This window comes from Psychrobacter sp. SC65A.3 (assembly GCF_025642195.1).
Classification (GTDB): domain Bacteria; phylum Pseudomonadota; class Gammaproteobacteria; order Pseudomonadales; family Moraxellaceae; genus Psychrobacter; species Psychrobacter cryohalolentis.
In genome coordinates this window covers 1,455,508-1,481,869 of record NZ_CP106752.1, presented here as the reverse complement: position 1 = coordinate 1,481,869, position 26,362 = coordinate 1,455,508, and the positions used below count along the sequence as shown (strand labels likewise).

Genomic DNA, 26,362 nt, shown 5'->3' with positions numbered 1-26,362 from the left:
AGCTATAAATAAAAACAAGCAGTACAATCTTTTATTGAACGCAATAATAATGATAATGATAATCATTTACAAGTAAATTATGAAAATATTGTTCTATTAATGGCTGAAATCTACTAAAATTTTTTAAGAGAGGGGTTTAAGTGCGAAGGTAAGCAGTGAAATTTGATAAGAGAGACAAAGAGGTTACAATGTTTTTTTGAAATAAAAGCAAATCCATTTCAGATTTGCTTTTATCGTTGCGAAGTATTCAAGAATTAGAATTTATTAACCCTTAAAATTGATAGTTAAGCCCCAGTTTGTATGAACGTCCGGGTGCAGGATAGCGACCAACAGGACTGGTATCGACACCGCGGAAATAATACTGTTCATCAAATAAGTTATTAATACCAAATTGAACAGATAGTTTTTCGTTTTTGGTATCTTGCAATGTTTTTTGTAGGCTCAAGCTCCAAACTTGATAAGCAGGTGTCTCACCAATGCCGCCGTCTTTGCTTTCTGCTACCGTGTTGGCATTATCAGCATAAGCTTTGTCATAGTAAACGCCAGATAAAGTAGCGTTGTAATCTTGATGCTTATAACTGGCGTGCCAGCCCAACTGATGTGGCGAGCTGTACGGCAGTTGATTGCCTTCATCTGCCCCTTCTTTTAGCGTGGCATCAAGATAGTTGTAACTAAGACCTACATCTAGGTTTTTGAATGTTTTTGGGGTATAAGTAATCGCAGTTTCTAAACCTTGATGCAGGGTACGACCCACATTATCAAAGCTTTGCTCTGCGCTGTTCCATTGCAGCTGATCTTTAAAATCTATGCGATACAATCCCAAATTAGCTTGCAGACTATCGGTGGTATAGCGTGTACCTATTTCATAATTCCACGCAAGCTCACTACCTTCTTCACCGTTACCGCGAATATTGGCAATTTGCGGCGTTCTTAGAGATTTCTGCGCATTGGCATAAATCAGCCAAAGCTTGTCATCAGACTTGGTTAATGCATAAGACGTTGTCAGCCCAGGCAGCCATTCCGTAATGGTGTTATCTGTTTGCGTGTTATTACCAGCATCATTAAACGTCATTTTTGCATTTTCATAACGAATACCGGGGGTAACTTTTAGACGCTCATCCAGAAAGCTCATCTCATCGCTAACATAAGCGGCCCATGCATCCGTTTGTAGGTTCCAATCACGGGGCATGGTCGTCGTACCATCAGCAAGTTTGGTTTGCGTCAGTTTATAATCGATGTCTTCATTGACGTAGCGCACGCCACTGATGAGGTGGTGCTTGATATTTTTGCTATCACCAATCTTCATAGAAAACTTCGGCTCTACGCCATAAACAGTAAACTCACGAGGTGAGGTACGTAGGCTGTCTGCTGCAATAGCAGGATCTGCCCAATGTACACCTTGTTTGTTCGCTTGTGAGTTAAATCCCCACTCAAAATTACGTGTGGCATGATGACCAAAAGTAGTGAGGTCTAATACTGCTTCATCACCGATATCTAAGTAGTTTTTGTACTTAGCATGCCAGCGCGTTGATTTACCTTGATAAGCTTCAAGTGGGCGTTGACTCTGTTCGACATCTTGCTCATAGGCAGCAGGCGAGAGCGCACCCGGCATTTCTGTATCAGCATCATAGTATTGCAAGAACCCTTCCAATTCTTGATTGTCATCAATATACCAAAGGGCTTTGGCTTGTAGGTTAGTAACTTCAGTGTCTGAGTGATCTCTAAAGCTGTCACCCTTAATACCGTTGGCTTCTAGCTGTATTCCGAAATCATCATTTAACCAGCGGCTGTGACGAGCATATAAACTGGTCAATGGCTTACCATTTTGCTCAAAGACCGTTAAATTGGTACCAATCTCAGTTTGAGTCTCTTTCGTAATAGGTTTGGTGATGAGGTTAATCACACCGCCGACATTATTTGGACCATATTGGGTCGCAGCCCCGCCGCGTACGACATCGATGCGCTCAAGATTATCAAGGGTTGCTGGAAAGATGGACTGACCGGTATGACCATAAGGTGCTAAGGTTAAAGGAATGCCATCCATTAAAAACTGCGCCTGTCCACTACGGCTGGCACTCAACCCGCGAACAGAGATATTCGGTAACACGCCAGTGCCTGTTTCATCGTCAATTTTGACACCTGGAATAAACTGTAGCGCCCCGTCAATGGAGTTACTCACGGTTTTTTTAATAAAATCGTTGTCAATCACCGTACGATTACCGGCAAATGCTTTTACCTGATTAGCACTAGAATCACCTAACGTCTCTGCAGTGACAATGATTGGCGCGGCAGTAAAAGAAAGTACTTTTGTTTCTGCTTTATTATTAATGGAGCTAGTTGTAATGGAAGTGTCTGAGCGAGCCTCAACACTCGTTTTCTTACTAATGGGCGTCATCTCAGCGCTACTTTGTTGATAAATGCAAAACATAGCAAGACAAAGCGCAGAACGTTTAAAAATAATAACCATAACAATTCCAATTATTTAGCAGGTGTTTATGTCAGTCAAAGGTGAATAGTGTTACTAAAACGTTGCAATTATAAACAGTAATAGTTATCATTTGCAAAATTATTATCATTTATATGCTTAAGTATTAGTAAATACTGTTCAATAATTATTGATACTAAGCCACTGACAACCTCGCTCATTCCTTAACACATCTATGGATCTAATTATGTCTCACCATCAACCTAAACCCTTAGTGACTGCGGTTCGTGCTCAATTATTCCTCGCCATGATGACGACTGGTCTAACCATGGTGGTGAGTCAACAGGTTGCTGCTCAAGAGACAGCTATACAGCCATTAACAACACTGCCATCAACGACGCTAGCGCCGATTGTGGTCATGGCTAAAACCTATGAAGGCTATGCTGCTTATGCTCCAACGTCAGGGACCAAGACGCAGACCGAGTGGTTAGATGTGCCGCAGTCAGTATCGGTAGTAACTAAAACGGAGCTAGAGGATAGAGGCGCGGTGCGCGTGATGGATGCTATGAAAGGCGTCGCCGGTTTGAATAACACGCTTGGCGAAGGTAGCCGAGACGAGTTTGTGCTGCGTGGATTCAATGGTTTAAACGATGTCTATAGCGATGGTATGCGCGATGATGGCAAATTGCAGTCCTATCGCAGCCTCGCCAATGTAGAGCGCGTAGAAGTGGTAAAAGGTCCAGCGGGCGCGCTGTATGGGCGCGGTAGTGCGGGCGGCATTATCAACCTCGTCAGTAAAAAAGCAGAAGGTAAAAACTTTGATAAAGTGCAAGCGCAAGTGGGTAGCGATGGCTTAGCTGTGGCGCGCGTCGATAGCTCGCATAAATTATCAGATACCGTCAATGCCCGTATCAATGCCGAATATCGCCGCAGTGACTCCTATGTCGATCATGTCGATTCAAATGATGTCTTTATTGCACCAACGGTACGTTGGCAGCCGACTGACCAGCAAACGCTTGATTTCTCGCTTGATTTTATGCGTCAGCACCTAGTGCCTTATCGCGGTGTTCCGTCCAAAGATGGCAAGCCTGTTGATGTACCTCCTAATACCTTTTATGGCGGCACCAATGATTACCAAGATTCAGACACTTGGCATGCCAATGTCAATCATGAGTTTGATATCAATGATGATCTTAAATGGACCAATCGAGCTTCATACAGCCATATTACTTTAGAGCAAAAAGGCACCCGTCAATCATCTGCTGATGTGGTCAATGATAAGGTTGAACGTACTGTCAATAATTTTGGTTATGATCCACGCACGACTAAGACATTGCAGTCTGAGCTTGCTTGGAATAAGGGCAATCATGAGCTGCTATTTGGTGCCGATTATAATGACATTGATATCGATTTGACCCTTGCGACTGACAAAAATGTACCACCCACATCTGCAACTAACCCGAGCGCTGGTCCAACGCCTAACCCAGGTTTCCCCGCATTTCGTAAAAATAGTACTCAAAGCATCGGTGTCTTTGCCCAAGATGTTTATCATATTGGCGACTGGTCACTTGTCGGCAACGTCCGCTATGACAATATGCGCCTGAGTCAAAACGCTAATGGTAAGGACAGTGAGCTTAACGACGACAAATTCAGCTACCGAACAGGCGTCGTCTATAAGTTTAACGATGCCACCTCCGCTTATGCCACTGTAGCGCGTTCATGGCAGCTGCCTTATTCTGGAACGTTTATCAATCCAAAGTTGGGCGCACTTTACCAGACCGACCTAAAAGAAATTGGGGTGAAAACGTATTTAAATAATGACGATATTATGCTTAATGCTTCTCTCTATCGCATTGATAAAGAAGACCCAAAAACCAATGACAATCGCGAAGTGACGGATAAAGATGAGTTTCGTCATCAAGGTCTAGAGTTAGAAGCTCGAGGTAAGCTAAGTGATAATTGGGATGTGTCGGCAGGCTATAGTTATCTTGATGCTGAAGATAAAAAAACGGGTCTGACGCCAAACGACGTACCGAATCAAACGTTCTCGTTATGGACCGCTTATCAACCTGCTGATCAATGGCGAATTGGTGGCGGTGTGAATTATATCAGTGACCGCTACGCTGGAGACGCAGAGGCAGTCGAGCTAGCTGGCTATACGACCGTAGATTTAATGACTGCCTATAGCATGGGCAAACATAATCTGCAATTGAATCTAAATAACGCTCTGGATAAAGAATATGCGCTTGGGGCTACCAATGGCACCTCGGGCAAAAACCAAATTGGTCTTGGTGCGCCAAGAACGTGGCTATTGACCTATAACTATGAATTTTAATGAGGAAGCATTAACGCCAAAATTTCATGTCCCTAGCGCCAAACCCATTTAATGATATTAAGAAAAGCTATTTATGAATCAACGTCCAAAGCTCATGCTTATTTTACCCTTACTGGTCATCGTATTGATTGTGGTTGGCGGTATTGTTTTTATTATGAATCAGAAAAACAATGTTACGGCAACGCCATCATTGAATGCTGATAATGGCGTATCGGCAGCAGCAGTTAAGTCAAATGACAAAAATAACGTTCTTCTGCTAACTGATAAAGAGATTAAAGCGCGTTTGCCCAATTTGAGCGACTATCCGCGGGATCCAAAGCGTATCGTAGTTTTGGAATACTCATTTTTAGGGGATGCTTTAGCGCTAGGACTCAATCCGGTTGGTATCGCCGATGATAATAAACCTGACAGTATTATTCCTGAATTTAATCAGCAGCTATCTGGCTATACCTCGGTCGGTTCGCGTTATCAGCCAAGCCTTGAAGCCATCGCTGATTTAAAACCCGACCTTATCATTGCCGATGACGAGCGTCATACGGTCATCGCCGATGAGCTTAATCGCATTGCACCGTCGGTCGTGCTTAAAAGTCGCGGTGAAAGTTATGTAGAGAATATACAGACGGCGCAATTGGTCGGTCATATCGTACATCAAGATCAAAAAATGTCTCAAGTCATCAATACACATCTAAAAAAGATGGCAAGTTTAAAGTCGCAATTGGCGACAACTCCACTTGCTAACCACAGCGTGCAGTTTGCTATTATCAGTGATAAAGGCATGTGGCTGCATGGTCCAAGCTCGTATGCCGGTAGTTTACTCAATCATCTAAATATCAAAAGTCCGATTCCTGAGCAAACAGGTGAGGCGTATATCGCAACCAGTTTGGAGCAATTATTAGCGGCTAATCCTGATTGGCTATTAATTGGACGTTATAACGATCACACCATTTATGATGAATGGAAGTCCTCACCATTATTTAATCAGCTAACGGCGGTTAAAAACAATCAGGTCATCGAAGTCGATCCCAATTATTGGGCGCTCAATCGCAGTATGCAATCCGCTGAATATATGACAGCTGAGCTGCTTGAGATTGCTAAGCAAAAAGGCAAAAAAAGTTCAAGTCCTTCTTTAAAAGAGTCAAATTAATGAGACATTGCACTACTGTCTTTTTAAAGCAAGGCGGATTTTATGGTTGAACCGCAACTGAGCCGCTCATCTGCTATATCGCTAAAACCCCATATTGCAAAGCGCCCGATAACACGGGCGTTATTATGGTGTGGGTTATTAGTCATTTTACTGATTGGCTGCTGGCAAGGGTTAACGGCATATTCAAAATTTGCCCTGTCGCTGACGGATTTACTTTCCTTATTGACGCAGCAAAATGGTCAAGCGTCGCTAACTGCACAATTATTAATAGAGATTCGCCTGCCGCGCGTGCTCGTGGCGATTATAGTCGGTGCCAATTTGGCGGTGGCTGGACTGCTAATGCAAGTGATGACCCGTAACTCACTGGCATCTCCTGCGGTATTGGGTATCAATGCAGGGGCAGCGTGCGTGGTTGCTTTATCCTCTATTGGTTTAGGATTTACCTTTTTAACCTCTACCTTTTTGCAAGCAATGGTTGGGGCAGTGCTCTCTTGTGCCCTCGTTGCAGGATTGGCGGGTTATTTTTCTGGGCGTCCGGTGCATCCTGTCCGTCTAATCTTATCGGGCGTTGCTATCAATGCGCTGCTGGTCGGCATGACACGAGCGGCGCTGATTACTACGGATGAGCAAGCTTATGGGGTACTGTATTGGCTAGCTGGCTCTATTGCCAATACGCGCTGGGAGTCCATTCCCATGCTAGCGGCTATATCGCTGCTGACCTTGGGTTATGGCTGGTGGCTATCACCTAAATTAAATGTCTTGGTGCTGGGCGATGATGTGGCAAGTAGCCTTGGGGTGAACCTGCGGGCATTACAGTGGTCGTGTGGGGCATTGATTACGATATTGACGGCTATTAGTGTGGCGGTCGCCGGTCCTGTTGCCTTTGTCGGTTTGATTATTCCCCATGTTGCCAAGCGCCTGTTAAAGCAGGTATCGAATATGGCTTATGAGCAGATTTTGCCATTGTCTATGCTGCTTGGCAGTATATTGATGGTGTGGGCGGATGTCTTGTCACGAGCAGTTGCTTATCCGGCAGAGACACCAGTGGGCTTACTAACGGCACTGATTGGGACACCCGTTTTTATTGCGCTGGCATGTAGAAGACGACTCGATAGCTGATTGATATAGTTAGGGAAAATTAATATCGATACATCAAGTACTGCTGATATTAGTTTTTCTTGCTTGCTGTGCCTACGCAGACAGAGGCTGCAAAAAATTTATACCAGAAGTACTTTAGCGTTTTTGAGATATTTTAACTATAACTAAAAGCGATTCAAAATCCTATCCAGCAACAAAAGTAAGCAACGAATGACAATACAAACCAACGCTTCTTCATCGTCCTTACACTCACTATTTGCTCGTAAATCGGTAGGTAGGGCGGTAAGGTTAATTATATTGCTGCTATTTATACTCAGTATTAGCAGCATCTTTTTTGGTGCCAGTGAATTAACGCTAGCGCAAATCTGGCAGCATTTACAGCAAGGGTTTGGCGGCGACAAAGACTTTATTGTCTGGCAACATCGATTGCCGCGCACGCTATTATCAATTTTAGTGGGCGCAAGTCTTGGTCTATCAGGATCATTAGTACAAGGGGTCATTCGTAACCCGTTAGCATCTCCTGACTTGATGGGTATCAGTGCTGGCGCAGGGTTTTGCGCGACTTTGTTGCTGGTTATGCTTCCTGCGGCACCAACGTGGTGGCTATCTGTCGCAGCTTTACTTGGCGGATTATTGGCGTTTAGTTTTATCATGCTGTTGGCACAGATATCACAGCCTACGCCAGCACGTTTGGCATTGATTGGCGTTGCCATTAGTGCTTTTTTAGCCAGTGGGATTAATTTTCTATTGGTAATTTATCCTGTTGAAATCAATACCGCAATGATTTGGTTAACTGGTAGCTTGTGGGGTCGCAGCTGGCAACATATTCCCATGCTAACGATAATATTTGCCGTGCTGATGGCAGTTAGTATGTATTTAGCATGGCGTTTAGATGTGTTAGGACTTGGCGAGGAGACGGCATATCATCTTGGTGTGTCAGTCAAACCATTAGAATTTACCACATTAGTTATCGCAGTAGTGATTGCGAGCTTGGCAGTGTCGGTGGCAGGGACAGTCAGTTTTATTGGTTTACTCGCGCCGCATATCGCACGATTGCTCTTTGGGCATCAGCACCGCATCTTGTTGCCAGCGTCAGCGCTGATAGGCGCGATCATTTTAGTCACCGCAGATGTATTGGCACGCAGTCTATTTGCGCCAATTGAGCTACCAGCTGGCGTCTTAACCTCAGTGATCGGTGCGCCTTATTTTATCTTTTTGCTATCGCGCTATAAGGGGTGGTGATGCTATCAGTGAATGAACTACAGCTTGGCTATCATGGCGGACAGACAGTTATCAAAAACTTGTCCCTTGAGTTGCCAGAAAATAAAGTCATTGGACTCATTGGTCCAAATGGTTGCGGAAAATCTACGCTATTAAAAGGCTTGTGCCGGCTGATTCAACCTCAATCGGGCAGAATCTTACTTAGACAACAAGATATGGCGCAATTGAATAATCGGCAGATTGCTCGTCAGATATCGGTATTGCCACAAGTACAGACCAATCCTGAAGGCTTGACTGTCAGACAGTTGGTTGAGTATGGCAGAACGCCCTATGTCTCACATTGGGGTAAGTTGAGCGCGACAGACAACCAGATAGTAGATAGCGTCATACATGAGATGTCTATTCAATCTCTAGCTGAGACATCACTTGAAGCTTTGTCAGGCGGCCAACAGCAGCGCGCTTGGCTCGCGATGGTTTTAGCGCAGGATACGGATATTATCATGCTGGATGAGCCCACGACTTATTTAGATATCTCCTACCAAATAGAGCTGATGCGGCTCATTCGGGAACTAAAAGACAAAGGCAAAAGCATTATAGTTGTGCTCCATGACCTTAACCAAGCAGCAAGATATTGTGATTTATTGGTGGTGCTAAAGTCGGGCGAACTGCAAATAATGGGCACCCCTTGTGAGGTGGTGACGGAGGGAATGCTTGCTGATATATTTGACGTGCAAGCCAAAGTGATTACGGACCCTGTCGCAGGGTCACCGATGTGTGTGTATTTATAGCATGCCTGCGCCGCTATCTTTTATCAGCTGAGCACCAGTACATTTACAGCTGGCAGCAGGACTTAGAGCCTAAAACAACTAGACACAAAGCACCGACTAAAGTACCTAATGAAGCCTCACAAATCGATGTCGAATAGTATCCTGACGATTATATGTATGAGCGTGCAAATCGTTTAGGTTGTAGTTAACTATAGTTCTTGCTTATTTCACATACATAAATTGATCATTAATAATTCTGATAAACGGACAGCAATATTGTTTATCAGAATTATTATAATGTTTGACTGAAACTTAATCTGCTTTAATAATTTCCTAAAGCCTAAAGCCGCTCTTACTCTATGTTCAACATCGATTTCGCCACAGCTTCGGCCACTTTAATACCATCAATCCCTGCTGATAATATTCCACCTGCATAGCCGGCGCCTTCGCCTGCAGGGAATAAGCCTTTGGTATTAATGCTTTGGAATTCTTTATTGCGTTTAATACTGATTGGTGACGATGTTCTGGTTTCTACGCCAGTTAGTAAACCGTCGTCAGATGAAAATCCTTGGATTTTTTTATTAAACGCCGGAATGGCTTCACGTATGGCATCCACGGCAAAATCAGGTAGTGCTTTGCTTAAGTCGGTTAAGGTAATGCCCGGTGTATAAGACGGGTTAACATCCCCTAATTCTGAGTCTGGCTTACCTTTTAAGAAATCACCAATGGTTTGCGCTGGTGCGTTGTAGTCTTTGCCGCCTAATTCAAACGCTAAGGTTTCTAGTTGTCTTTGTAAATCGATACCAGCAAGAGGGTGGTTTGGGTAATCTCGCTCTGGGTCGATGCCGACAACAATAGCACTGTTGGCGTTACGCTCGTTCCTTGAATATTGGCTCATGCCGTTAGTGACAACACGGCCTTCTTCTGATGCTGCGGCAACAACGGTCCCACCTGGACACATACAGAAGCTATAAACAGAACGACCATTTTTACAGTGATGAACCAGTTTGTAATCCGCAGCGCCAAGTATTTCGTTTCCAGCATTATCACCAAAGCGTGCTTGGTCTATGGTTGACTGTTTATGTTCAATCCTAAAACCAATTGAAAAAGGTTTTGCTTCAACATACACGCCTTTATCATGGATCATTTGGAAGGTATCGCGGGCACTGTGACCAACAGCAAGAATGACATGGCTAGTTTTTAAGGTTTCACCAGTATTAAGTGTCACGCCAGTTACTTTTGAGTCAGTGATGTGCAAGTCATCTACGCGAGTAGCAAAACGGACTTCACCACCAAGCTCTATGATCTCGGCACGCATTTTTTCTACCATGGTGACTAACTTATAAGTACCTATGTGCGGTTTACTGACAAATAAAATCTCCTCTGGTGCGCCAGCTTTTACAAATTCAGTCATTACTTTACGGCCATAATGATTGGGATCTTTCACTTGGCTATATAGTTTACCATCAGAAAAGGTACCCGCTCCGCCTTCACCGAATTGTACGTTTGATTCTGTGTTTAATTTACGCTGACGCCAAAAGCCAAAGGTGTCTTTGGTGCGTTGTCTGACTTCATTACCGCGTTCAATGATAATAGGTTTAAAGCCCATTTGGGCAAGAGTAAGTGCTGCTAATAAACCACAAGGTCCAAAACCAATAACAACAGGACGCTCAGTTAAATCTTCTGGCGCTTTACCTACATATTTGTAGCTGGTATCTGGTGTTGCTTTAACGTGGTTATCTGACTCAAATTGAACCAGTAAATCATTGGTTAAATCCGAGTCGGTCAGTGTGATGTCTAGCGTATAAATTAATTGGATATTTCTTTTATTACGAGCATCATAACCACGTTTAAACATCACAAATGACACCATCTGCTCAGCAGAAATTTTAAGTTTTGTCGTTATAGCAGTCGTTAAATCTTCAGGTGCATGATTTAATGGCAATTTAATTTCAGTTAAACGTATCATTGGTTACTCATAAACTCGTGTAGAAAACAGTCTCGCATTTTACTGGTACTGATACAAATAAGCGAATAAATATTTTACTTACGCAGGGTAAATTTACGGATTTGTATTGTAGTTTGAAAATGATCCGCCATCTTGAATTATAAATGATAATTTTTATGGCGTTCATCGTTGATGATAACTGCATTAAATGCATATACACGGACTGTGTTGCAGTATGTCCCGTGGATGCATTTTTTGAAGGTCCTAACTTTTTAGCGATAGATCCTGATAATTGCATAGATTGCAGCTTGTGTGAGCCTGAATGCCCAGCCAATTCTATTACACTAGTATCGAAACCAAGATTTTAGAAAAGACCTATCGAAAAGCCATCTGCTAAAATAAATATCCATTCAGACGTTATATAAGATATAGATTTTTGCCATCACCATAGAGTGTAACTTTTTTGGATATTGAGTGTTTGGCGGTATCGGTTAATACCGTCTATGATACCGTTATTTTCACCGTGTACAAGTGGTAGATACCGTTATTAATCGGTGACTACCGTATATTAAACAATAAAAAACCCTTGCAGCGCGTGGCTTACAAGGGTTTATCGTGTTATATCGCTATGTTTGTTGGTGCGCCTACAGGGACTTGAACCCCGATCGATCGCTTAGGAGGCAACTGCTCTATCCTGTTGAGCTATAGGCGCATAATAGAATGCTATTGTAGAAAAAAGCACTTATAAAATCAATTAATACCGAGTAAGTAGAGGGTTTTGTATTTATTTAGCAATACTGATAGCGTCAGCGACATCTACTGTCAACTCACCTGTTGCTTTTTTGCCTTGCGTATTTGACTTAAACAGGTTTGCCATATCATTTTGATAGCCATCGATATTTTCATAATCGTGTCTACTTAATATATCTTGCCCTGTACTTGAGAGTAAAAAGTTTCGAAAGTTAAGTGCAATAGGATTTTGAGTTAAGATGACACCGTCTACTTTTTTCTTGTCTTTTAAGGCATAACTAAACGATACAAGACTTCGAGTGTTTGTATTATCAGCTTCACCTTTAGCAGCGATTTCATCAGCATTGCTATCTGCATCGATAGTATCTTCTACCATGCCATTTTTTGCCTTGCTCTGGTTTTGTTTATCTTGTGCTATTTTTAATTTTTCTTGTAATGGTGCTAAGCGCGCTGCCGATAAATTGCCATCAGCAATAATGATATCGGTATCAACAATAAATAAAGACGGCTCATTATCGGCTACTTTATTATCCGATAGCGTCAAAAGTGCAACAGAGGCGACATAACTTGTCATGATTTCTACATTGGGATAACGAGATTGAAAACTTGAAATCACAGCGTCTAAAGGCGCTTGTAGCTTTTCTTCTGCTTGTATGTGCAAAGTGCTCTTGGCAACCGTCTCTCCATCTTCTTCCGCTGAAGCAGTTGATCCATTATCATTTGACATAATAGGCAATGGATCCATGTTTTTACGATTGCTGGTCCATAACCAAGTAAAGATGGCGATAAAAATAATCAGCAGCAGTAAAATGAGCCCAGCCAGTAGCAGCTTGTAGTCTTTCATATGGTACCGATCTTCTTATTGTTGGTTTAAATGTGGTTTAGAGCGGTTGATGCAGCACTTCATCTGCTAAATCCGCCAGCATATCCGAAAAAACATCAGTTATCTCTTGTGTAATAGCTATAGCTTGTTGTTCTGGGTTTTTATGAGCAGTGGTATTATTGCTACTTGCCAGAGCAGAGAGGTAGTTTGAAGGGGAAGAGGGTTGATTGTCAATCATTTTTGTGGAGGTTTGATGCGCCGCCAATGGTGATTGTCCTGCACTTAGTTTGTCTTTAAGCCATTCAAAGCCGTGAGTTTCCCACCATGCCTCGAAGCGTGATAAGGTGCTTCCACGTACTACCATAGGTAGATTTAGGGTCCGTAATTTTTGTGCCAAAATAGGGTCGCTTATGGCTTGATGAATACTCAGATAGAGTCCACGACTGTCATCCTTATATGGCTGTCTATTTTGCCAAGATTGATGATCTATTTTCATGCGTGGCAATTGCCAAAGCTCACCGCGGTAGTATACGACATATAAACGTCGTTTAGGGTGAATGAAAATGGCATCAATGGGACGCAAGGGCATAGTATTAAATTGTCTCATCACTAAGAATTGAGGTAAAACGCAGCGACATCTATTGTCGCAGTGTGTTTTTATCGGTGGTTTATATGCTAGTAAACGTTGGCGAACAATGGCAAACTAATAGCCAGATTACTATTCGTCTTACAAGAGAGTCTGTAAGCGGATATACATGAGTGTTTACCAATGCAGTTTGATTTAACAGCGTCATGCTAGCAGAAATGTCGTCCATTGACGACTGCTAAACATGGATTGACAAGTATTGCCGCCTACAGCGTTGTTATTACACTCAAAATTTTACTATGAATGTTTGCGTGCTATCTCGAGCATGTATTCTTTATCAATTCCTTTATTCTCCTGCTACTTCAATCAGACTATTCTCTATGTTTACCATTATACAATCCCATCGTACCGAAAATCTTGTTGATCAGCTTCTTGTGCAGTATCAGTCCAAAAGTCAGCCTGTTTTTGAGCCTTTTATTGTCATTGTGCCTTCAATGGTATTGGGTGATTGGTTGGATAAAACCATTGCCAGCCGTGCTGGTATTAGTACCTTAGTGCGTACTAAGTTTTGGGGTCAATATCAGTGGACACTTATGCAGGATGTATTAACCCGCCATAATGCATATCTGTTAGAGCGGGACCCTGATACAGCAACCTTGAATGTTCCTGAAGTGGCAGTATTGTCACCAACGGTCATGCAATGGCGATTGTTTGGGTATCTGACTTACTACCAAGAGTCGATTATTAAAGATGAAAAACATCCGGTGAATCCGCTGCTGGCGTCTTTGATTGATGAGCCACAAGAAGGGGTTGAGCAAGACAATGTACGACAAGATAAGTCGCAGCAAGATGCGCGTATTTGGCAGCTGTCAAATGATCTGGCGAGGGTGTTTAATCGCTATTTGACCCATCGTGAGGATTGGTTGGCGCTATGGTCGCATAATAAACCGCTGAATGTGGATGAGCTAATTGCAGATAAAGATGCCTTGTCACTGCGCTTTGATAAATATGCGCGTGGCACGCCTGAGTGGTTAGTGGAGCATTATGTTGAGTTAGAAGTTGCCCAACGATTCTTGTGGTCGCATTTATTTGCGGATGTGCATCAGCACCGTGTTGTACTGGAAGAGGTGTTTTGGCAAGCACTAAAGTCAAATAAGGCTGGCGAGCAAAGTCAGTTACCCAGAGTGCTGCGTATTTTTACCATCCAGCAGTTGCCACAGACTGAGCTGGACTTTTTGCAGCGCTTATCGCAATACATGGATATCACACTGTTGCATTACAATCCATCAAAGCTGTTTTGGGCAGATATTGTTGATAAGTCGTGGTTACAGCGTCAGCAGATTATCAACCCTGAGAGTGTCTTTTTACGTGATTACGGTCATAGTTTGCTGTCACGTCTCGGTAAACAATCGCGTGATACCTTTGCCATGCTTGCCAACTTGTCAGGTAATGAGCAATACGACGATGCGCTTGTAGAATGGCAAGATAGCTTTGGTATTGGCGAAAACGGCGATGATGATTTATATGATGAATTCGGCTTTGATGATAGCGTCTATGATGCTGATGTGAGCGGCAGTTCTCAAACTGCGCAAGAAAGTCCAAGCTTACTTAGACGTTTGCAAAACGATGTGTTGATGCTTGATGAGCAATCTACCCAGCAAGCGACGGCTGTAAAAGTTTCGCAGGAGATGAGTAAGCAAATAGAGCTGAGCTTTGATCAAGAGCCGCATCAAACACCATGGTATGAAGATGAGGCGTTAGAGAGTAAGCGCTTTGAAAAAGACCGCTTTTGGGCAATGTCTGCGCAAGATAATAGCCTAAGTATCCATTCGTGCCATAGTTTACAGCGTCAGCTTGAAGTGTTGCGTATTATGATTGGTCGTTGGCTAAATGAACCCATCAAAACTGGTGAGAAAAAGCGCCATATCTCCGACATTGTTGTGCTGCTACCTGACGTTGAGCGTCATCATGCGCTGATCAGCTCTATTTTTGTTAATGGCAAAGGTCAGGATGGTTTGACTCTGCCTGCTAAGGTGACTGGTGTTGTCGATGCAGACATTCGCCAGTTATGGGAAGCCATTATTGGTTTTTATAAACTATTGGGTAGCCATAGTACCCGTTTTGAGGCGGCTGAGGTCTTGGACTGGCTGATGCTACCGCCTTTGTTTGAAAGTTTTGGACTGACTCATGAGCAAATGAGCCGTGGTTGTGACTTGTTGGTAGAGGCAGGCTTTATTCGCGGTTTTGACGAGTTGCATCTTAAACAAACTTTGGACAGTAATGACTATGACTATCGCTTTAGCTTTGCGCAAGCGTTAGATAGATTAACCTTAGGTCTGGTCATGCCAGAGGCTGAGTTGAGCGACTGCTTATATGCCTTAAATGAGGATGAATGGCCAAGTACTGCGTTGCCAGAAATGACATTACCGTTACCACAAGTGAGCCTAAATGATGCGTTGATTGTTGAAGCGCTTTGCCGTATTTATGCAGGTTTGGTCGCACGACGTGATGATCATACACAAAAGATGAAAGCGGAAGATTGGCTCGATCAGATTGAGACACAAGTCATTCATCGTTACTTTGGCGATGTCGATCAAACACGTACCATGCGCGCCATCTATAATGCCATGAACGGCTTTAAATCAAGTTTGCGAGCCAATCGCCATTATAGACAGTATTCTAGTGGAGATAGCGCCAACAAAGAGGTAGAGCAAAGGCTGGCGGGCGTTGAGCAGTTACCGCTTAAACTAAGCTTTATGCTAGACAGTATCGAAGCGGAGCTTGAAAGTCAGCAGGTCAGTGCTGAGCCTACTGGTGTGATTACCTTTGGTAAATTTGGTGCATTAAGAAACGTGCCCTTTGAATTGGTGGTGATGCTTAATATGAACCTCTCTGAGTTTCCTGGGCGTGACCGTGATAACCGCTATGATTTGATGAAAGCCGCCACTGCCCGTCGCGGTGATAGAGTCAGCGAAGATGATGACAATGGCGCATTTTTAGATGCGCTACTGTGCGCGCGCAGTGCTTGCTGGATATTTTATAACGGTCAAAGCTTGACGGACACCCATGAGCATCTGCCAGCCAACCCAGTCAGTGAACTATTACAGTTTTTGCAAGGTGAGATACAATGGCAGGTGAACTCGCTTGAAGCATTTGAAACACTTAAGAATATTGACCAAACTACCGAGAGCCTCAAGCGCTATTTGCCTAAATTAATTAAGCAGTGGCTGCTGACTGAGCATCCTGCACTGCCTTTTCATGAGAGTCTGTTTGAGACTGCAATTGAAGATGTTGATATTTCAAATCACACTGCTAAACCCAATCAGAATGCAGATATCAGTATTCAAAATAACAGTCCTGTAGGTATGACTGATGAATTAGACGCTATCTTAAATAAAGCCATGCGCAAAACCAAATTAGCGCAAAAAAAGCAGTTCCCGCCTGCGCCGCTTTGGCAAGCTGTGTTTGATACCTTGAAGGATCGAGTATCTAGCGAGCATCCACAGCTAGTAGGCTTACCTACAAAAGGGCAATATGAATCTATTGCTCAGATTTTCGGTCAAGGTTTGGGGCAAATGGGACAAGTAGATAATCAAACATTCTCTGCATTGATTGAGATGCTAGCGTTAGATAGTACTGCTGATGCCAGTGGTAGTAGTGATATGAATGAGGCACTCATCAAGACCCTATTTGATACTATATTTAACATCGGAGAGATAGATATTGAAGGGGCATTGGCTTACCAAGTGCGCCATCCTGCCAAAGCATTCTTACGGTCTCAAAAGGTGCATGTGGTACAAGGTGAAGAAGCATTGTCGCAGCAAGAGCCCTTATTTTTAGACAGTTTAACTACCTATCAAATCAAAGATCATTTGATTAAACAGTTGGTTACTGATGAGAATAAGAAAAATGATAGTGATGCAGCGGATGAAACCACTACGCCAATCCTGATGTATCAAAAAATTATGCCTGCTGGTGTCGCTCGCCAGACCACGCTACCCAATCAACAAAAGAAACTACAACAGCAATGTTTAGAGTTTAAAGAGCAGTTAATTGCTAATGGCTTGGATGAGAGCAGTATTCTCAACGAGAGTACGGCAGATATCAGTAGTGTATTACAGCTACTGACCCCAACCGCCGAATATCCTGTTCAGATAGAGCTAAAAAATATACTGAATAACACTGATAATGATTCAAAAGACCAGACAGATATAGAGGGTATAGAGACACTGCTCAAGCTGTTGCCAAAAATCATTAAGATCAAAGGCTCAGTACCAATATTGGCACCCATATCAGTTATTCAGGCAGGCGTGCCTTATGCTCAGCAATCACCCAAGCAGTGGTTAAATATATTACCCAACTCTGCCAGTCCTAGGCATTTACTCAAGTTTTGGTTGTCACATTTGTATTGGCAAGTGGCCAGACGTACCACTGCCGAGCAAGTAGCATTAAATGATGGCGTGAGTATTTGGCGTTTTAATAAGCCCAGCTCACAAGTTAAAAAGTATGACAAGGTCATCGCATTTAAACTAAGCCCGATTGTGTATGAAGACGCAGTCATTGAGCTGATAAAATGGGCTATTTTTGGCAAGTTAACGGGTCAAGTGCCCATTACGTTATTACCAGAATATGCACTTAATTACCTTGATAAGTATCTAACCGCTGAAGAAGGTGACGGTAATAGCTACTGGCCAAAACGAGCCGACTTCTCAGACTGGTTAAGACCTAACTACAACTCAGACACGGTATACGATACTTGCTCGCAGCATGCTATTTGGCAGTACGTGCTACGTGACCAAGATGCATTCAAAGCGCTATCGGCAGCGTTGACTACATTAGCCCAGCCACTGTATGAGCCGATGTTTAATGCGTTAACTAACTTAGATGGTTAGCTCATTATCTAGAGCAGCCCCTAATTAATTTTTGCTATTTTGTTTTAATAAATAATAATTAAAAGTATGCGCCCATATGACAGACTTTACCGACCCAATCAATACCATTGACTCGTCTACACAACCGAATTTATTTGATGAATATTCAGATGAGCTGCCTTCGTCTGCTGTGTCTGAACGTAAAGCCGATGTCATACCGGCAGTCGATGTTGATCTAACGGGCAAGCACCTAATTGAAGCCTCAGCTGGTACGGGTAAGACTTGGACGCTGACAGGTATTGTACTGCGCCTATTGATCGAAGCGCGACGTGCGCCAGAGCAAATCATCGCCACGACTTTTACACGAGCCGCTGCTGCTGAAATGCGTCAACGTATTCATGATCGTTTGGTGGACTTTTATCAGCTATTACAATGGGTCAATAGCCTAAGTGCTGATACTGGCAATAAAGAGCGTTTGTACCCCAACATACTGCAAGTTATGCCTGAGGGTAATAAAGACGCACAAGCAGATAACAACTCAATTACTGATGCAAACGTTGAAACAGGTATTGACGAGTTAAATCAAGACCTTGCTGCTGATAAGCAAGTGGCGGCTGAGCAACGTAAACAAGCAAAAAAAGACCGTGAAAATTGGCTGGTTAATCAGGCCAAATATGTGCGCTTAGATGGCATCATGCAAGATCCTATCAACCTGCATCTCGTCGGTTATTTGCTAGATCACGTGTACAGTTACCCAATGGCGGAAGCTATCAGGCGTACCGCATTGGTACTAACTACCTTAGATAAGCTATTCGTAGGCACACTCGATAGCTTGGCGCAGAAATGGCTGACGGAGTACAGTAGCGAAACTGGTCACCAGCAGGGCATGGGCATTATTGAAGACAGTAGTATTGAACAAGTTACCGATAGCATTGTTCATGATGAGCTGCGTCAGTTTCAGAGCCGCTTATACTATGAGCAGCCGAAACTCTATGCGCTAATGGATCAGCAGGGTAAGCTGTCTGCAGTGGGTGATCATAAAAAGTATGTGACTCGCTCGCTTAATTTTATCTCTGCGCCGATTGATGAAATAAGGATTGAGAAAGGCTTTGATTTTGATGCATACGAAAAGCTAATCAATGAGTTTTCTCAGTTAGATTTAGCAGATATCCAGCCTTACTTAAATCCTGATTATAGAAAGTCTCAAGGCTTCAATGGACGTTCTAACTTATTTAAACAGTTTGATGCCATTATCGAGGTGCATCAAAAGATATCGGAATATCAGCTGACATTTAATAGCTATTTGAATGAGAGCGAAAACAAGATTGTGACATCATTGCAGGATTCTAGATATCCCGATGAAGATGGCAAAATTAAGAACTTTAATAAGAATAAAGAAAAAGAGCATCAGACGCTTTTTGAGTTAGAGACCATTAGTAAGTTAATGGCTATCTTAGACATGCTTGATAGTTTAAATCAGCATATTTTGTTGGTATTAGCCAATCTTAACCGTCATATTATGTTAGCTGTACGTAGTAGGCTGCCAGTTATTTTAGAAGAGCGTGGCGAAACGACCTTTAGTTTGCAGATGTTACGCTTAAACCAAGCATTAACTGGTCGTCAAGGAGATAAGCTGGCGCGTTATATTCGTCATCACTATCCTGTGGCGCTGATTGATGAGTCGCAAGATATCAATGGTGAGCAAGCCATTATGATTGAAAGTATTTATTTGCCAAAGAATAAACGTAAACAGTCGGACAGTGATAAGCAGTCAACCACTAAGAAAGCCAATCATGAATTTCTGCTATTGGTTGGTGATCCCAAACAGGCTATTTATGGGTTTCGTGGTGGCGATGTTGCCAACTATAACTACATGAAAGCCCAATTTGATAAAAGCACGCTTTGGACGCTCGATATTAACCGACGTTCAAATGCTGGTGTGATTAATGCCCTAAACTGTTGGTTCGGCATGGCTGATGTAATCACTGGTGAGAATAAATTAGCTCAATTAGGCGCAGGTATTTATTACCAGCATATCAAAGCGGCAAAACCAGAATATGAGCTGTCTTGGTTTAATGAACCAGACGCTCACAGCACTACTTTAGTGAATGAGGTGCTCTCTGCCCAGCCAGTGAGCGTATTACACTTACCTTATGATAAAGACAAAGAGCTTGAGTACGATGAGCATGAAATCACGGCGCGTCATATTGCGACTTTGCTTAGTAGTGGTCAGACCTTAAAAGGCAAACCTATTCAGCCCAATGATATCGGCGTGCTGGCACGTACCAAAAAAGATTTAAAGCGGGTTGAAGATGAGTTGGTTAAGCTTAATGTACCGACCTTGACTACCAGTGATGTCAGTATCTTTGAAACCATCATGGCAGAAGATGTGGCGGCGCTGCTGAGTGCCATGCTATATCCGTATCGTCATGACATGATTAATCGGGTGTTGACCAGTCATTTATATGGACTGAGTATCAAAAACATCAAAGCCATGATGACGGACCATGAGTCAGGAATTACCGAGGGCAGTAGTACAACAAGCTCCCATTCAAATGATTCCAATTCGAAGGATATTTCAGTTAATGAGGCTACTGATAATAAAAAAAGTTATCAAGATTTTATTACTTATCTAAAAGAAGGCGCACAGCGTTGGCAGCACTTTGGTATTTTGTCAGCATTGCATTACTTGTTAGATAAAAATCCCATACAGCCGCAAGGCGTTTGGCAAGCGCTAGCGGCTCATCCAGAAGGCGATCGTCATATCATGGATTTGCGTCATGTGATGGATATCTTGGCGCAGTATGGCCTAGGTATGGGTGAGCATGAACTATTGGCTTGGTTTAGACAAAATATAGATGCAGCGCCCAATAGCGATTGGGCTAAGCAATATCCGCTACCGACAGAGTCTGGCGTACAGCTGATGACCATTCATAAGTCCAAAGGACTTGAGTTTCCTATTGTGTATGTATTGGGTATGGGTGATGCCAGTAGAAAGTCAGGCACCAATGAGAAGTATGGCCTGTATTTATATAACGCAGATCAAGCACCTTCAGTATTAGTACAGCAGTCACTAGATAGTCAATCAACAGGAAATCAACGCCGCTTCTCACCGATACAAGGTTCTGCTACCACAGAGGACTACTACACCGATATCGAAACGCGGGAAGATTTCGATGAGATGCGACGACTAGGTTACGTGGCCTTTACCCGTGCCAGTGAGCAGCTTTATGTTGTTCTGAGAGACCCTAATGACACAAGAGATATGAAGCGAAAACCAGTGTTTTATTGGTTTGAATCACCAGAAGCGAAATTTGAGCTGCCTGATAGACTCAAAGGTACCATAGGCATGCTCAGAGGGCATAAGGTCAATGAGTTCTACGACAAGAATTACGCAAGCAACGATGCTAAATCAGCAGGCGTAAATGACAATGTTCAGCTAGCCGCAACCAAGTTAGATGTTCATAAGCTTGCCACAGAGACTATTGAATACGCGCCTTTTGCAGAGGTTATGAAAACCAATTATTTTTATGGCTGGGCTAAGACTAGCTTTACCGCTTTGGCTCGTCAGCTCGATGAATCTACACAAGCAATGGCGATAGTGGATGAGCGTATTGATGATGCTATAGACATTGATATGGCAGAAACTTCAGTGTCGATTGAGCCTTTGCTTAATAGTGATGCGTCTCTTGAAAAAGTCAATGGGTTAAATCTCAAATCAGAAGATGATATCCGCTTTACCTTTGTGAAAGGTGCTAATGCGGGTACGTTTTTGCATGAGATATTTGAAAAAATTGATTTCAGCAATAAAGCGCAGTGGTCTCAGGTGATCGATAGAGCCATCAGCAGCTATCAATTGCCACTGGCATATAGCAGTGCTGAGCAGCAAGGCCGTCGATCACAAGCGAAGAAACAAGAGCAAGGCGATGACGGTTCATTCAATACTAGTTCACTTGATCTTGCTTCAATAGATGCTACCAAGCATGAGGCATTAATCAATTGGATTAAAGAGGTACTACATGCGCCGCTATTGGCCTCCAATCAACCTTTATTTTCTCTTAATGCAGGACAGCGATTTTCTGAGTTGGAGTTCAATATGGGGTTGTCAGAGAACTTTAAAGCACAGGATATCAGTAAACTCTTCCAACAATATCTCCCTAATGAGATGGACAAACACGTCACTCTTATTCCGCAAAATAAAGCACATTTGTATCGTTATCTGCGTGGCGAAATTGACTTAGTGTACGAACATGCTGGCAAGTATTACGTTGTCGATTATAAAAGTAATTTTATAGGAAATAGCCTAAGCGATTATAATAAAGATACACTTAAGCAAGCAATGTCCAAAGCAGGGTACTGGCTACAAGCAGCGATTTATCAAGTAGCGTTACACCGATTCCTTTCAATGAGGATTCATGATTATGCAGGCAATGAAGATAAGTATTTAGGCGCTGTGGAGTATGTCTTTTTACGAGGTGTGTATGATCCCAATTCTCAAATAGCTGATGATCTATCACAAGATGTTAAAGAGGCTGATAATAGCCACTCAATGCACAACGACCGCTATGGATTAGTCACGTGGGATATTCCAATCGATTTTATTAAAGGTTTGGATGCGTTGTTTGGCATGCCCGATTAGTAGGCTATAAGTAATGATTAAATGCTAAAAAACATGATATCGATTAACTATTTTAATATAGAGACAAGCATACTATGAGTAATAATAAAAAAGAGAGCAAGGCAGTAATTGGCTTACAACAAAGCTGGGCTAGTAACATCAGTGATTATATATTACTACGCCGCGAGCAAACGTATTTAGCGTATAAGGCAACGGATGCAAAAGCTAATACTGATAGTAAGCAAGTCGATAAAACAGAAGAAAGTAATTTATTCACCGCTCTATTCGTTATGTTAGCAACTCATTTGGAAGAGGGGCATACCGTATTAACCATTGAGTCCTCTGAGTATGAAGAAGCATTGCAAGGTCAAATCAATGATGAGGCAGTTACGCTATATGCTTGGCAGCAACAGTTATTAGAGATGCTAGCAATGCCAATCTTTGCGCTGATAGATACCAAACTAAATACGCAATCAGAAGATGACTCTATAACTGAAAGGTCGCTATTCGTATTGCTAGACACGCTATTTGATAAGAGAGATCAGCTGTGGATGCAATTGGCGCTTAGCAACCACGAAAAAGAGGTGCTAACTAAGCGTTTTGACATGATTGCTACGCTATACCAATTATTGAAAAACACGGACTTAAGTTTTTTTATACGCCTAGTTAACGAACACGATTTGTTTGCTGAAGTTAATAGTAGCATTGATAATAACGATAAATTAAATAGCCTAAGCAAAGAAAAACAACCTATTATTTATAAAAAGGTTAACAGTCAAAAGAAAGAAGGTTCAGCAGTATCAATAACTTTTTGGCTACACCGTGCTTGGCAAGCAGAATTTAACTTAGCAAAAAATATCAACAATATTTTAAATCAGCAGGTAAGCCCTTTGCAGATAGCAATCCCTGAAAACCTTCATAAGCACCAAGTGAAAGCGATCAATGTCGCGAATAATAATGCATTTAGTATTATTACTGGTGGTCCAGGCACAGGTAAAACATATACCGTGGCTCAATTGGTCATTGCGCTGCAGCAAGCGACAGAGAGTGGGGGGGATGGGGCTGAGCATATTCGGTTCAGTACGGACAGTGCCAGCCTAGCCTTAGCAGCACCGACTGGTAAGGCTGCCCAGCGAATGCAAGAGTCTTTGCAAATGGCTCTAGATGGAGCGAATGTAGAGCTACAACTGCAAGAAGCCAAGACCATTCATCGCTTATTAGGCATTGGTCGAACAGGTAGACCTCGTTACAATGCAAATAATCCACTCGGCGAAGATATTATCATTGTCGATGAGGCGTCTATGTTGGGGGTGGAACTGGCTAATTACCTTGTGAGTGCGGTGAAACCAGGCGCAAGGCTTATATTGTTAGGAGATGCGAACCAGCTAGCCGCAGTAGATGCTGGGGCAGTATTGGCTGACTTATGCTGCATTCCATTGCTACAACCTATACATGCAAAGCTAACAGAGAGTCGCCGATTTAGCGCAGACTCAGGGATTGGGAAGCTTGCCAATCAAATTAATAAGACAGAGGCAGATACTCAAGCTATTTGGCAGTTGTTAAGGCAGGACAAGGCACTGAGTTTTCAATATGTAAATACGTTGCAAACAGAGATAGCTATAGATAATAAAATACAAAATAGCCTAAGTAATTATAAAATTCTCTCAAACCTCACTCTAAATTATCATCAATACCTGAATAAAGTTAAATCACTACTAAAGAATCCAATAGAAAAATCCGTGCCAGAATTAGTAAAAAGTACAATTACTTCATTAATGCAAACGTTTAATCAGTTTAGAGTCCTAAGTGCTGGTCATAATGGCGAGTGGGGTGATCACTACATTAATAATCATATCACTCAATGGCATCTTACTGAACTAAAGCTACCGCTAGGTCAAAATACATGGTTTCATGGTCGTCCCGTTATGGTTTTACAAAACAACTATGAACTTGGATTATTTAATGGTGATATCGGTTTTTGCTTGCAAACAGGAGATGAAAGAAGCCGATTGGAAGTTTTCTTTGAGAATAAAGCACAGGGAATTGCTGTCAATCTGCTAAATGAAGACGTTATCGCTACAGCATATGCAATGACCATTCATAAATCGCAGGGGTCTGAGTTTGATCATGTGGCCATTACTTTTGATAATAGTCATGCAAGGCTTTTGAGCAAAGAGCTTATTTATACGGCGGTAACCCGTGCTAAAAAACAGGTGACAATATATAGTACAAAACATGCTTTCGAAAAAGCCGTTCAGACACCGACTGAGCGCAATACGGGTTTGGCATTGCAGTTTTAGTTAGTATTTATCGCCTATATTATCAAAAAACATTCAAATACATATACTTATCAATAAGCAATAAAAAAGCACCCATCGGGCGCTTTTTTACTATGCTATCAAGTCAACCAAAAACTGATTAAATCTTGTCTTCTTTAATAGCGTAGATACCAGGTAGATGACGTAAGTAACCATGGAAATCCATACCACAGCCATAGACATAGCGATCTGCAACATTAATACCAACGAAATCAACATCGAAACCTTTAACTTTACGATCATGCTCTTTATTAAGAAGAACACATGATTCAATCGATAAAGGTTTTTCCTTGCTCAATTCTTCAACCACTGCTTTTAAGGTGATGCCTTCATCAAAAATATCATCGATCAATAAGACATGCTCTCCTTCAATGTTAACATCAGGCTTAAATTTCCAATCAAGCTCATTGGTTCCTTCGTTATCACGATAGCGCGATGCATGGATATAATGCATACGATGATAAAAAGTAAGGTGAGTCAGTAATTGACCGGCTGGGATAAGCCCGCCATTCATAACGACCATAACAATCGGATTTAGACCAGCATAGTGCAGATTAAGCTGTGCGGCTAAACGCTCATAAGCGGCAGCAACTTCTATACTGCTGATTAGGCATTCTGAGTTACGTAATGTTTTTTCAATTTCTTGATTGCTGATTTGGGTCATCGGACGTGCCTTTGGTAAAAAGTGCCGCTTATTTTAGCAAATTTTAGTGAATATGCCCAATGCCAACTGGCTTTTGAGGCAAAATTAATCAAATATTGGCACTTATTCTGGCTTTTCTACGATAAAAGGGCGGTAATAATTCGCCAAACGATTCAATGAGCTGTCTGGCAAATCAGGTAACAACTTATTAAGTGCCATATTCATGCCTTTATCGATAGCTGCTTTGGCAACAGGTACAGATTTGCGTTTAATCATACCCAATTTTAAGGTTTCAGCAAAACGGCTAATAAAGTGAGTTAAAGTTTCTTCGTTCATGGTTTCAAGTGCGGTTTTAAATGTCTTGGTATCCACATGTTCAGGAGTAATGGCTGCAAAACCTTTTTGAATGATGGCAGTATGTTGTTCTGTGAGCTTAAAACCCACCCGTTTTAGACCGTCATTATCGATAAAGGTTGCTCGATCTCTTAGAAAATGGAAGCTTGGCAATACTTCTTCGTTGTTTTCTTTACCCAGCAAAATATTAAGCAAGGTATCGGTCGCACGTTCAACAGTGACAACCACTTTACGCATGGACGCTTGGCGTTCAGGATTTGGGATAATGTCAACCAGACCAACCAATAAATTATCAATAAGATCACGCGCAGTCTGATGCGTTAAAGCATCGCGATATGGGTAGTATGGTACTTCCTCATTCGATGCAACGATTTGCTCAGCTTCAACGATTAATACTTTTAATTTATCTGAAGGTACAAATCCAAAATAATGCGCCATTGTGCTTCCTTTATTTGTTGTTT

General features: G+C 42.3%; 14 protein-coding genes, 1 tRNA gene and 1 pseudogene. 9 read left to right on the top strand and 7 right to left on the bottom strand.

All coding sequences use genetic code 11. From position 1 onward, the window contains the following. Positions 1 to 271: 271 nt before the first annotated feature. Positions 272 to 2,467 carry a TonB-dependent receptor family protein gene (locus tag OEG80_RS06305; protein ID WP_320157702.1) on the bottom strand — a complete coding sequence of 732 codons (2,196 nt, stop codon included), beginning with the start codon at positions 2,465 to 2,467 and terminating at the stop codon, positions 272 to 274. A gap of 205 nt (positions 2,468 to 2,672) precedes the next feature. Here OEG80_RS06305 and OEG80_RS06300 point away from each other — a divergent pair, with 205 nt between their 5' ends. From OEG80_RS06300 to fecE, 5 genes are all read left to right on the top strand, one after another. Next, a complete protein-coding gene (locus OEG80_RS06300) occupies positions 2,673 to 4,760 on the top strand; it encodes a TonB-dependent receptor (RefSeq protein WP_263242402.1) in 2,088 nt (695 codons plus the stop codon). A 73-nt stretch (positions 4,761 to 4,833) separates the two neighbouring features. Continuing rightward, a complete protein-coding gene (locus OEG80_RS06295; protein WP_263242401.1) occupies positions 4,834 to 5,904 on the top strand; it encodes an ABC transporter substrate-binding protein in 1,071 nt (356 codons plus the stop codon). Between the two features lie 42 nt (positions 5,905 to 5,946). After that, on the top strand, positions 5,947 to 7,023 hold the full coding sequence (locus tag OEG80_RS06290) for a FecCD family ABC transporter permease (protein ID WP_263242400.1): 1,077 nt from the start codon (positions 5,947 to 5,949) through the stop codon (positions 7,021 to 7,023). A gap of 189 nt (positions 7,024 to 7,212) precedes the next feature. Beyond that, on the top strand, positions 7,213 to 8,244 hold the full coding sequence (locus OEG80_RS06285) for a FecCD family ABC transporter permease (protein ID WP_263242399.1): 1,032 nt from the start codon (positions 7,213 to 7,215) through the stop codon (positions 8,242 to 8,244). After that, positions 8,244 to 9,011 carry a Fe(3+) dicitrate ABC transporter ATP-binding protein FecE gene (gene fecE / locus OEG80_RS06280; protein WP_263242397.1) on the top strand — a complete coding sequence of 256 codons (768 nt, stop codon included), beginning with the start codon at positions 8,244 to 8,246 and terminating at the stop codon, positions 9,009 to 9,011. Before OEG80_RS06285 ends, fecE begins: the two co-directional genes overlap by 1 nt. A 331-nt stretch (positions 9,012 to 9,342) precedes the next feature. On the opposite strand, the gene OEG80_RS06275 is transcribed toward fecE, so the two are convergent. Beyond that, entirely contained in the window at positions 9,343 to 10,959 is a 1,617-nt protein-coding gene (locus OEG80_RS06275; protein ID WP_263242395.1) for an NAD(P)/FAD-dependent oxidoreductase, read from the bottom strand. 155 nt (positions 10,960 to 11,114) lie between these two features. Here OEG80_RS06275 and OEG80_RS06270 point away from each other — a divergent pair. Continuing rightward, positions 11,115 to 11,279 (top strand): annotated as a pseudogene (locus OEG80_RS06270) (indolepyruvate ferredoxin oxidoreductase subunit alpha); the annotation flags it as partial. A 295-nt stretch (positions 11,280 to 11,574) separates the two neighbouring features. Here OEG80_RS06270 and OEG80_RS06265 read toward each other — a convergent pair. The 3 genes from OEG80_RS06265 to OEG80_RS06255 form a co-directional block, all read right to left on the bottom strand. Beyond that, positions 11,575 to 11,650 (bottom strand) — tRNA-Arg (locus OEG80_RS06265). Positions 11,651 to 11,722: 72 nt separating this feature from the next. After that, positions 11,723 to 12,532: a hypothetical protein gene (locus tag OEG80_RS06260; RefSeq protein WP_263242393.1), complete on the bottom strand. Its 810-nt coding sequence runs from the start codon at positions 12,530 to 12,532 to the stop codon at positions 11,723 to 11,725. A gap of 37 nt (positions 12,533 to 12,569) precedes the next feature. Further along, on the bottom strand, positions 12,570 to 13,100 hold the full coding sequence (locus OEG80_RS06255) for a hypothetical protein (RefSeq protein ID WP_263242392.1): 531 nt from the start codon (positions 13,098 to 13,100) through the stop codon (positions 12,570 to 12,572). Between the two features lie 377 nt (positions 13,101 to 13,477). On the opposite strand from OEG80_RS06255, the gene OEG80_RS06250 reads away from it, so the two are divergent. The 3 genes from OEG80_RS06250 (at position 13,478) to recD (ending at position 24,886) form a co-directional block, all read left to right on the top strand. Beyond that, positions 13,478 to 17,989 (top strand): exodeoxyribonuclease V subunit gamma, encoded by a 4,512-nt coding sequence (locus OEG80_RS06250; protein WP_263242391.1) that lies wholly within the window; start codon positions 13,478 to 13,480, stop codon positions 17,987 to 17,989. 76 nt (positions 17,990 to 18,065) lie between these two features. Continuing rightward, on the top strand, positions 18,066 to 22,607 hold the full coding sequence (locus OEG80_RS06245) for a UvrD-helicase domain-containing protein (RefSeq protein WP_263242389.1): 4,542 nt from the start codon (positions 18,066 to 18,068) through the stop codon (positions 22,605 to 22,607). Positions 22,608 to 22,681: 74 nt separating this feature from the next. After that, the gene (gene recD, locus OEG80_RS06240; RefSeq protein WP_263242387.1) at positions 22,682 to 24,886 is read left to right on the top strand and encodes an exodeoxyribonuclease V subunit alpha; all 2,205 of its coding nucleotides are present in this window, start codon (positions 22,682 to 22,684) and stop codon (positions 24,884 to 24,886) included. Between the two features lie 118 nt (positions 24,887 to 25,004). On the opposite strand, the gene OEG80_RS06235 is transcribed toward recD, so the two are convergent. Together OEG80_RS06235 and OEG80_RS06230 are read right to left on the bottom strand one after the other, a co-directional pair. After that, a complete protein-coding gene (locus tag OEG80_RS06235; protein ID WP_011513626.1) occupies positions 25,005 to 25,568 on the bottom strand; it encodes a hypoxanthine-guanine phosphoribosyltransferase in 564 nt (187 codons plus the stop codon). A gap of 102 nt (positions 25,569 to 25,670) precedes the next feature. Beyond that, a complete protein-coding gene (locus OEG80_RS06230; RefSeq protein WP_263242386.1) occupies positions 25,671 to 26,339 on the bottom strand; it encodes a hypothetical protein in 669 nt (222 codons plus the stop codon). Positions 26,340 to 26,362: the final 23 nt, after the last annotated feature.